General features: G+C 71.4%; 9 protein-coding genes. 8 read left to right on the top strand and 1 reads right to left on the bottom strand.

What is annotated here, in order from left to right:
* Nucleotide 1: 1 nt before the first annotated feature.
* From AC07VX_RS09695 to AC07VX_RS09730, 8 genes are all read left to right on the top strand, one after another.
* A complete protein-coding gene (locus tag AC07VX_RS09695; protein ID WP_493164492.1) occupies nt 2-211 on the top strand; it encodes a type II toxin-antitoxin system antitoxin in 210 nt (69 codons plus the stop codon).
* Complete coding sequence (locus tag AC07VX_RS09700; protein ID WP_493164493.1) at nt 208-861, top strand: ABC transporter ATP-binding protein; 654 nt, start codon at nt 208-210, stop codon at nt 859-861. The genes AC07VX_RS09695 and AC07VX_RS09700 overlap by 4 nt, the downstream gene beginning before the upstream one ends.
* Nucleotides 858-3404 carry an ABC transporter permease gene (locus AC07VX_RS09705; protein ID WP_493164494.1) on the top strand — a complete coding sequence of 849 codons (2547 nt, stop codon included), beginning with the start codon at nt 858-860 and terminating at the stop codon, nt 3402-3404. Before AC07VX_RS09700 ends, AC07VX_RS09705 begins: the two co-directional genes overlap by 4 nt.
* Nucleotides 3401-4435, top strand: a complete 1035-nt coding sequence (locus AC07VX_RS09710) for a lipocalin-like domain-containing protein (RefSeq protein WP_493164495.1) — start codon at nt 3401-3403, stop codon at nt 4433-4435. The genes AC07VX_RS09705 and AC07VX_RS09710 overlap by 4 nt, the downstream gene beginning before the upstream one ends.
* Before the next feature lie 17 nt (nt 4436-4452).
* Nucleotides 4453-5589, top strand: a complete 1137-nt coding sequence (locus AC07VX_RS09715) for a DegT/DnrJ/EryC1/StrS family aminotransferase (RefSeq protein ID WP_493164496.1) — start codon at nt 4453-4455, stop codon at nt 5587-5589.
* The gene (locus tag AC07VX_RS09720) at nt 5586-7388 is read left to right on the top strand and encodes an ABC transporter transmembrane domain-containing protein (RefSeq protein ID WP_493164497.1); all 1803 of its coding nucleotides are present in this window, start codon (nt 5586-5588) and stop codon (nt 7386-7388) included. Before AC07VX_RS09715 ends, AC07VX_RS09720 begins: the two co-directional genes overlap by 4 nt.
* A 130-nt stretch (nt 7389-7518) precedes the next feature.
* Complete coding sequence (locus AC07VX_RS09725; protein WP_493164498.1) at nt 7519-7851, top strand: YlcI/YnfO family protein; 333 nt, start codon at nt 7519-7521, stop codon at nt 7849-7851.
* Nucleotides 7790-8176 carry a type II toxin-antitoxin system RelE/ParE family toxin gene (locus AC07VX_RS09730; protein ID WP_493164499.1) on the top strand — a complete coding sequence of 129 codons (387 nt, stop codon included), beginning with the start codon at nt 7790-7792 and terminating at the stop codon, nt 8174-8176. The genes AC07VX_RS09725 and AC07VX_RS09730 overlap by 62 nt, the downstream gene beginning before the upstream one ends.
* Nucleotides 8177-9019: 843 nt before the next feature.
* On the opposite strand, the gene AC07VX_RS09735 is transcribed toward AC07VX_RS09730, so the two are convergent.
* Nucleotides 9020-9327: hypothetical protein (locus tag AC07VX_RS09735; RefSeq protein ID WP_493183885.1), on the bottom strand; the 308-nt coding region annotated here is incomplete at its 5' end.

A 9327-nucleotide genomic window follows, 5' to 3' on the forward strand; every position in this document is an offset into this window, starting at 1 on the left:
GATGGCCAGCCCCGACAAGAAATCCTTCCCTCTGCGCATCGACCCGGCGCTCTGGGCCGAGGTCGAGCGCCTCGCGGCGATGGAGCTGCGCAGCGCCAATGCCCAGGCCGAGCTGCTGCTGCGCGAGGCCCTGGCCCGGCGAGGCATCAAGCTCGCGCCGCCCCAGGGGCGGGCCAGTGCCTCCCGCAAGGACCCAGAATCCGGCCCATGAGTCTTCTGAGTGCGCGCGGCCTGTCCAAGTCCTACGGTGAAGTGGCGGTTTTTTCGGGGGTCGATCTGGAACTCCAGGCCGGCGAGATCGTCGCGCTTCTGGGTGAGTCGGGCAGCGGCAAGTCCACGCTGCTGAACTGCCTGGCCGGGCTGGACGAGGCTGACGCCGGCAGCATCGCCCTCGACGGCCAGGACCTGCGCGCGCTGGACGACGAGGGTCGTTCGGCCCTGCGCCGCCGCGCGCTCGGTTTCGTCTTCCAGGCCTTCCATCTGCTGCCCCACCTGAGCGTGGCGGACAACGTCGCGCTGCCGCTGCGGCTGCTGGGCCAGCGCGATGACGGCCGCGTCGCGACGATGCTGGAAGCCGTCAACCTCGCCGCGCTGGCTGGCCGCATGCCGCGCCAGCTCTCCGGCGGCCAATTGCAGCGCGTGGCCATTGCCCGCGCGCTAGTGCACCGGCCGCGCCTGCTGCTGGCCGACGAGCCCACCGGCAACCTCGATGCCCGCCACGCGGCGGAGGTGCTGGTGCTGCTGCAGCGCTGCACGCACGAGGCGGGCGCGGCCTGCCTGCTGGTCACGCATTCCGAGGTCGCCGCCCAGGCCGCTGACCGGCGCCTGAGGCTGGACGCCCAGGGCCTGCACGCGTCATGAAGCTCTGGGCCGCCCTCTGCTGGCCCGCCTGGCGCGACCAGCCCGGCCGCGTCGTGCTGGCCATCGTCGCCGTCATGCTGGGCGTGGCCCTGGCCTTCGGCGTGCACCTGCTCAACGGTGCGGCCCTGGCCGAGTTTGCACGTGCCGCCCGCGGCGTCAACGGTCAGCCCGACCTGATCCTGCGCGCCCGCTCGGGTGCCTTGACCGACGCCGACTTCGCCGAGCTGCTGAACCGGCCCGAGGTGCTCGCGGCCAGCCCCGTCATCGAGGCCGAGGCCCTGTGGCCGGGCCAGCCCGGGCCGGCCGGCCGCGGCCTGTCCGTCCACCTCATCGGACTGGACCCGCTGGCCCTGCTCGCCTCGGCGGCCGACGGCCGCCCGCTGGCGCCGGAACTGACACCGCAGGTCGACGGAGGCCCGGCCCGCGCGCTGACGGCCAACACCGTGCACCTGAACGCAGCCGCGCGCGTGCGCCTGCCCCGTGGCGCGACCCGGCTGACACTGCGCCTGCCCCAGCCCGGTGGCGCCCCTCCGCGCGACATCGAGCTCGCCATCGGCGGCCGCGTCGCCGCCGGCAACACGCCGCTGGGCGTGCTGGACATTGCCGACGCGCAGGCCCTGTTCGGCCGCCTTGGCAGCCTGGACCGCATCGACCTGCAACTCGCCCCGGGCGCGGACGCCACGGCCTGGGCCGCCCGCCTGCCCGCACGCTGGCAGGCCGCGCCGCCTGACGACGAAGGCGCCCGCCTGTCGGACCTGACGCGGGCCTACCGCGTCAACCTCGGCCTGCTGTCGCTGATGGCTTTGTTCACCGGCAGTTTCCTCGTCTACGCCGTGCTGTCGCTGGCCACCGCCCAGCGCCTGCCGCAATGGGCCCTGGTGGGCGTGCTGGGCGTGTCGGCGCGCATGCGCTGGCGGCTGATACTGGCCGAGGGCCTGGTGATCGGCGTGACCGGCACGGCGCTCGGCCTGGCCCTGGGCGTGGGCCTGGCCGCCGGCGCGCTGACGCTGCTGGGCAGCGACCTGGGCCTGCACGGCGGCGGCGGCTCGTCGACCGAGCTGCTGTTCAACCAGCCGCTGCTCGCGCCGGCCGCGATCCATGCCGTGCTCGGCCTCGCCGCCGCACTCGTCGCCGCGCTGGCGCCCGCGCTCACGGTGCGCCGCATCGCGCCCGCCCTTGTGCTCAAGGGCCTGGGCTTGCCGGCCGGCCGCCACCTGCCCGCCTGGCTAGGTGCCGGCCTGCTGGCCCTGGGCGCCGCGCTGGCCTGGCTGCCGCCGCTGTGGCAGGACACACCGGTGGGCGCCTATCTCGCCATGCTCTGCCTGCTGCTGGGCGGCCTGGCCCTGGTGCCGGCGCTGGTGCGCGGCCTGACGGCCCTGCTGGCCCACCTGCCCGCAGGTGTTCTCCTGCACCTGGCCCGCGAGCGCAGCCGCGATCAGGCGGCCGAGGCGCGCCGCTCGCTGGCCGGCGTGCTGGTCGCCCTGGCCCTGGCGGTGGCAATGACGGTGATGATCGGCAGCTTCCGCGAGTCGCTGATGCGCTGGCTGGACCAGGCCCTGCCGGCCGACCTCTACGTGCGCAGCGCGCTGCGCAATGCCGGCGGCGGCCCCGCGCCATTGCCACCGCCCCTGCTGAAGGCCCTGTCCGAGCTGCCCGCCGTGGCCCGCGCCTCGCCACAGCTCACCGCCCGGCTGCGGCTGGCGCCCGGCGCCGACGCGGTGGCGCTGACGGCACGCGACATCAATGCCGGCGGCCTGCCCCTCGTCGAGCGCTGGAACGGAGCCCTGGCCGGCCAGGCGTTGCCCGTGTGGGTGAACGAAGCCGCACGCGACCGTGACGGTCTGGTGCCCGGCCGCGTCTTCTCCGCCGAGCTGGCCGACGGTGGCCGCGTGCTGCAGCTGCAGGTCCGTGGCGTCTGGCGCGACTATTCGCGCCAGAACACAGCGCTGTGGATGGCCCTGGCGGACTATCGGCGCGCCAGTGGCGACGCCCGCACCACCGAGCTGGCACTGTGGCTGCGGCCCGGCGAAGCGCTGGACGCGGCTCGCGCCGCCGTGCGCGGCCTCGGGGGCGACAACGTCGAGACGGCCGCCGCGGGCGAGCTGCGCGCGCTGTCGCTGCAGATCTTCGACCGCAGCTTCGCCATCACCGTCTGGCTGCAGGCCGTGGCCCTGGCGGTCGGGCTGTTCGGCGTCGTCGCCAGCCAGTCGGCGCAGACGCTGGCGCGCAGGCGCGAGTTCGGCCTGCTGCGGCATCTGGGCCTGTCGCGCCGCCAGCTGATGCGGCTGCTGCTCATCGAGGCCGGCCTCACCGGCGGCGCCGGCGCGCTGGCCGGGGCGACGCTTGGCCTCGGGCTGAGCCTGGTGCTGGTCTACGTCGTCAACCCGCAGAGCTTTCACTGGAGCATGGACATGCACCTGCCGCTGCCGCGCCTGGCGGCGCTCGTGGGCCTCGCGTTCATGGCAGCCGTGGGTGCATCCCTGCTCGCCGGCCGGCGCGCGCTGCGCATGGACACCATGCGCGCCGTCAGGGAGGACGCATGAAGCGCCGCGTGCTGCTGCTCGCCGCCCTGCCCCTGCAGGCACGCGCGGCGCTGAACTTCCCGCACGACTTCGGCGCCCACCCGGCCCAGGGCATCGAGTGGTGGTACCTCACCGGCCTGCTCGGCGACCGCGACGGCGCGCCGCCGCGCTACGGCTACCAGCTCACCTTCTTCCGCTTGCCCGGCCCGGCGGCGGCCAACCACCCCAGCGGCCTGGCCGCGAAGCAGCTGCTGCTGGGCCACGTCGCGCTGTCCGACCTGACCGCGAAGAAGCAGCGCCACGCCCAGCGCCTGCTGCGCACCCTGCCCGGCGCCGTGCAGGCGATGGAAGGCGACTGCGACGTCAGGCTGCGCGACTGGGTGCTCAGGCGCGAAGGCGACGGCTACCGCGCCGTCTTCGGCGGCTCGGGCTTCCGGCTGGAGCTGGAGCTCGCCTCGCCGGACGCGCCGCTGCTGCAGGGCGAGGCCGGGCTGTCACGCAAGGGCCCCGGGTCCGAGCAGTTCAGCCTTTACTACTCCCGCCCCCAGCTGCTGACCCAGGCTGCACTGCTGCTCGACGGCCGGCGCCACAGTCTGGCCGGCCGCGCCTGGCTGGATCATGAATGGAGCGACAACCTGCTGGGCCAGGCCGTTGGCTGGGATTGGCTGGGCATCAACCTCGACGACGGCCGCGCGCTGACCCTGTTCCAGTTGCGCCGCGGGGACGGACGCCGGGATTGGGCCGGCGGCAGCCTGCGCACACCCGGCCAGCCCGACCGCAGCTTCGCGCCGCAGGAAGTCGAGATGACCCCGACGAGGCACTGGACCAGCCCCGCTACCGGCGCGCGCTGGCCCGTCGAATGGCGGCTGCACAGCCCCGCCGGCGAGATGCTGCTGGGCGCGGCCTTCGACGCCCAGGAGATCGACGCCCGCCTCAGCAGCGGCCTGGTCTACTGGGAAGGTGCGGCCCGGTTGTTCGACCGCGAAAAACGGCCGCTGGGCGTCGGCTATCTGGAATTGACGGGCTATACCGGCCGCCCGCCGTTGCCGTGACCCACAATGCGCGCCGCATGCAACGCCAACCCACACGGCCGACCTTTGGCTGGGACAACCTCTCGGGCGGCCGCCCAGCCGGCCTGCCCGCCGTCGACGACCTGCCCCACCGGCGGCTGCTGACCAGCGGCCGCGCGGCGCTGTTCGCCGCGATGAAGGCGCTCGGCCTGCAGCCCGGCGACGGCGTGCTCGCACCGAGCTACCACTGCCCGACGCTGGTGGCCCCGCTGCGCGCGGCTGGCGCGGCGGTGCAGTTCTATCCCCTCGGCCCCGATGGACTGCCGCAGCTCGATGCGATCACGCCGGCCGCCGGCACCCGCGCCATCGTCGTGGCCCAGCTCTTCGGCCTGCCGCGCTCCCTGGCCGCCGAGCGCGCCTGGTGCGATGCCCGCGGCATCGCGCTGGTGGAGGACTGCGCGCACAGCTTCTTCGGCCAGGCCGGCGAACGGCCCGTGGGCCAGTGGGGCGATCTGGCTACGGCCAGCGTGTCCAAGTTCTTCCCGGTGTCGGAAGGCGGGCTGCTGGCGTCGGCCCGCCCACTGCCGGCGCAGGCGCTGATGCCGGCCGGCGCCAGGCAGCAGCTCAAGGCCTGGGTGGACCTGCTGGAGCGCGCCAGCGAGCAGGGCCGGCTCACCGGTCTGAACGCGCCGCTGCGCGCCCTCTTCCGCTTGAAGAACGGGCCGCCGCGCGCGCCATCGGCCGGTGGCACGCCACCGCAGGCGAGCGAGGCGCAGATGATGGCCGACTGCGACCTCGGCCGCAGCGAGCAGGCGCCGCCCGCCCTGATCCGCCGCCTGCTCGGCCTGCCGCGCGAACGTATCGTCACGCGCCGCCGTGCCCATTACGACACCCTGCACCGACTAACGCAGAAACTCTCCGGCGCCCGCCCGCTGTTCGGTCCCCTGCCCGCCCAGGCGGCGCCCTACGTCATGCCGCTGTGGGTGGACGAGCCCGAGCCGGTCTACGCCGCCCTGCGCGCGGCCGGCTGCGCCGTGTTCCGCTGGGACCGCGTCTGGCCCGGCGTACCGGCCTTTGCCGACGACCACGGCGCACTCTGGCGCACCCATGTGCTGCAGTTGCTGTGCCATCAGGACCTCGACGACGCGATGCTGGCCCGCAGCTGTGCCGTCATCACCGACACCCTCGCCCCATGAGCTCCTCCACCGACCGCCCCGCCGCCAGGCAGGCCCGCTCCCTCAGCGGCCTCGCTCCCTTCCTGCGCCCCTACCGCGGCCGCATCGCGCTGGCCCTGGCGGCGCTGCTGCTGTCCGCGCTGGCCACGCTGGCCTTTCCGCTGGCCCTGCGCGGCCTCATCGATGCCGGCTTCGAGGCCGGCAACCCCGGCGAGCGGCTGATGGCGCTGCGCGAGCATTTCCTGGCGATGTTTGCCGTCGGCGCCGCGCTCGGGGTGTTTTCGGCCTCGCGCTTCTACATGGTCACCTGGCTGGGCGAGCGCGTGACGGCCGACCTGCGCAACGCCATCTACACCCATGTGCTGCGCCAGAGCCCCGAGTTCTTCGAGACGACCCAGACCGGCGAGGTGCTCTCCCGCATCACGACGGACACCACCGTCGTGCAGACCGTGGTGGGCTCCAGCCTGTCCATGGGCCTGCGCAACACCGTCATGGGCACGGGCGCGCTGGTCATGCTCGTCGTCACCAACCCTTATGTGATGGGGCAGGTGCTAGGCATCCTGGTGCTCATCGTCGCGCCGGCGCTGTACTTCGGCCGGCGCGTGCGCAAGCTGTCACGTGCCAGCCAGGACCGCGTGGCCGACACCTCGGCCATCGCCGCCGAGGTGCTGAACGCCGTCACCGTCGTGCAGAGCTACACCCAGGAAGCCGCCGAGGCCAGGCGCTTCTCCGCCGCCAGCGAAGCCGCCTTCGACACCGCCCGCAAGCGCACGCGCATCCGCAGCTTCCTCGTCGCCTTCATCATCACGGCCGTCTTCGGCGCCATGCTGTGGGGCCTGTACCAGGGCACCCAGGCCGTTATCGCCGGCAAGATCAGCGCGGGCCACCTGGGGCAGACGGTGGTCTATGTGACGCTGCTGGTCAGCAGCGTGGCCGTGCTGGCAGAGGTCTGGGGCGACGTGCTGCGCGCGGCCGGCGCCACCGAGCGCCTCATCGAGCTGATGGAGGCGCGCTCACCGGTGGCCGACCCGGCCGCACCGAAGACCCTGCAGGCCGCAACGGGCGGCAGCCGCGTCGAGTTCGATGCCATCCAGTTCCACTACCCTTCTCGCCCGCAGACGCCGGCCCTGGACGGTCTCACGCTGACCGTCGAGCCCGGCGAGACCGTGGCCCTCGTCGGCCCCAGCGGCGCCGGCAAGACGACCGTGTTCCAGCTGCTGCTGCGTTTCTACGATCCGCAGTCCGGCCAGATCCGCGTCAACGGCGTGCCCACGCGCGAGCTGAGCCTGGCCGACCTGCGCGCCAACGTCGGCCTGGTGCCGCAGGACAGCGTCATCTTCTCGACGACAGCGATGGAGAACATCCGCTACGGCCGGCCCAGCGCGACGGACGAGGAAGTCATGGCCGCGGCCCGCGCCGCCTTCGCCGACGACTTCATCCGCGCGCTGCCCGAGGGCTATGCCAGCTTCCTCGGCGAGCGCGGCGTGCGCCTGTCCGGCGGCCAGCGCCAGCGCATCAGCATCGCGCGGGCCATGCTGAAGAACCCGCCGCTGCTGCTGCTAGACGAGGCTACCAGCGCCCTTGACGCCGAGAGCGAACGCGTCGTGCAGGCCGCACTGGAAGCTGCGATGCAGCACCGCACGACGCTGGTCATTGCGCATCGGCTGGCGACCATCCAGAAGGCGGACCGCATCGTCGTGCTTGATGCGGGGCGCATCGTGGACATCGGGCGGCATGACGAACTGGTGGCCCGCGGCGGGCTGTATGCGAAGCTGGCGGCGATGCAGTTTGGTTTGGAGACGAGCACCTCCGCGGGCTGACCCTTCGACTGGCGAGCGCTGTTCGCCGCACACGGAAGGTCGGCTTGCGGCCGCGACCGGTCGGTCGCGAGCGGCGGCTTAGCGGCGCCCGCCCTTGGCGCCTGACTCGGGCGAGGCGGAGGGCCTTGAGATGCCTGTTCGTGCATCACATTTGCATTACATTGACCTCGTGAAAACCTCAACCCTTCCGGCTGTGCGTGTCGAGCCGGCGTTGAGAAGCGATGCCGAGGCTGTCCTTGATGAAGGCGAATCGCTCTCCGACTTCGTCGCTTCGTGTGTACGCGACGGTATCGCCTGGCGACGTACGCAAGACGCCTTCCTCGCACGCGCCCGAGACGCTGTCGAGCGTTCAGAGCGTGAAGGTAGCGGGATCTCGCCTCAGGAGATGCTGCGGCAGATGGATGTTCGACTCGAAGCGGCGCATCAGCGATTGGCGGCAGGCAAACCGAGCGCTGAGGGGTGACCGACTTCCGCGCGTCCTCGCCGAGGAGGCCGCCGAGGACTTGCTGCGGATCGAGGATTTCATCCTTGAACGTGAACACGCCAGCGCGACACCTGACCTCGATGTCGTGCGGCGCCTCAGAGACGCAGTCGACCGAGCCCTTCGACTTCGACTGCTGGAGTTTTCACCGTACTCGTGTCGCCAGGCCGCTCGCGCTGTGAACGACAAGCAACGCGAACTGATTATTCCTTTCGGGAGCGCCGGACTCATTGCTGCGTTTGAAGTCCGCGGCGGGGTAGTCCGCGTCGGTGCGGTTCGCCATCAGCTTGAGCAGGACTACCACTGATCGATCGACACTATCGGCAATGGGCTGACTCGTTCGCTTCGTGACCGAGCGCCCTTGTCGGCCAGGAGCTGCCAGTCATCAGTCATGTGTGGCGGCTTTCCGGCGACGATATCGACGTGTGTCTTGCGGCTTTGACAGCGAAATGATTGGCAGGATGAGATTGACACCGCTATTCACCTCAGGAGTCATATGCGCGGCCTCTGGTGGGCGCTGAAGCTGTTCGCCGGCCTAGTGCTGGTTGGCTGCCTTTTGTACATTGCACTGGCGTTGGTGTTTCCTCAACTCACGCAACGAGTTGGGGCCTGGCTCGGGGCCCTGCTGCTCTCGGCCGGCATGTACTGGTTGGCCAATGCCAGGCTTGGCGCTTCTAAGCGATTGCCTCCGGTCTCTAACTGGCAGGGGGATCAATACGTGCTCCCGGCACCGTTGCTGCGCCAGGGCGGGCTGTGTCTGGTGCTTGCGGGCCTGAGTCCCGGGACTCCGCTGGTCTTCCTCCACAGTGACCCATTGCCCGGGTGGGAGAAGGGGCTGTTGCTGTTGGGCGCACTGCTGGGACTGTGGCTGTGCAGGGCGGCCGTAATCGGATTCCTGAATCTGAGGCGTGCGGGGTACGCGCTCAAGCTGGATGCCTCTGGAGTCCACTATCCGGGCCTGCCCCTGCTGCCTTGGACGCATGTCACTGGGCTGGCGCTGGAACCGCCTCGGCCCGACTCTGATCGGTCGCAATGTCTGGTGCTTCAAATGAGGAGCGTTCCCGAGCAGCGATCCGGGCTGCATGCTCTGTGGCGCGCGGCCCTGCCCGGCGCCAGCGTCAGTCGGGCTTCGGTCAGCCTACCTTTGCCGTCAATGCGCAAACCGACTGTGCTGCTGGACGCAGGGCACGCCTTGTGGCGTCGGCACGGCTGATGCCAATGTATCCAGCGCAGCCGTCGGGTCGGCAAGGTGAGCTCGCTGACACATGAACCAGTTGCATGAGCCCAGCCAGGCCGAGAGAAATCTGTTGGCGTCGGCCGCGAACAGGAAGTCCCGGTGCGGCCGCTCGATCCTGCTAGGTCGATTTCCGCTTCGGGTCGTTGGACTAAACCGCTCGCGCGGTAGCCGCTCCGGCACCACCATGATTGCTCGTAGGGTTTCTGGCTCTGCCAAGTTGG

This window comes from Roseateles sp. GW821-FHT03B02 (genome assembly GCF_059421025.1).

Coding starts and splice junctions, on each gene's coding strand:
- AC07VX_RS09695 (WP_493164492.1), top strand. CDS start 2: ATGGCCAGCCCCGACAAGAAATCCTTCCCTCTGCGCATCGACCCGGCG.
- AC07VX_RS09700 (WP_493164493.1), top strand. CDS start 208: ATGAGTCTTCTGAGTGCGCGCGGCCTGTCCAAGTCCTACGGTGAAGTG.
- AC07VX_RS09705 (WP_493164494.1), top strand. CDS start 858: ATGAAGCTCTGGGCCGCCCTCTGCTGGCCCGCCTGGCGCGACCAGCCC.
- AC07VX_RS09710 (WP_493164495.1), top strand. CDS start 3,401: ATGAAGCGCCGCGTGCTGCTGCTCGCCGCCCTGCCCCTGCAGGCACGC.
- AC07VX_RS09715 (WP_493164496.1), top strand. CDS start 4,453: ATGCAACGCCAACCCACACGGCCGACCTTTGGCTGGGACAACCTCTCG.
- AC07VX_RS09720 (WP_493164497.1), top strand. CDS start 5,586: ATGAGCTCCTCCACCGACCGCCCCGCCGCCAGGCAGGCCCGCTCCCTC.
- AC07VX_RS09725 (WP_493164498.1), top strand. CDS start 7,519: ATGCCTGTTCGTGCATCACATTTGCATTACATTGACCTCGTGAAAACC.
- AC07VX_RS09730 (WP_493164499.1), top strand. CDS start 7,790: ATGTTCGACTCGAAGCGGCGCATCAGCGATTGGCGGCAGGCAAACCGA.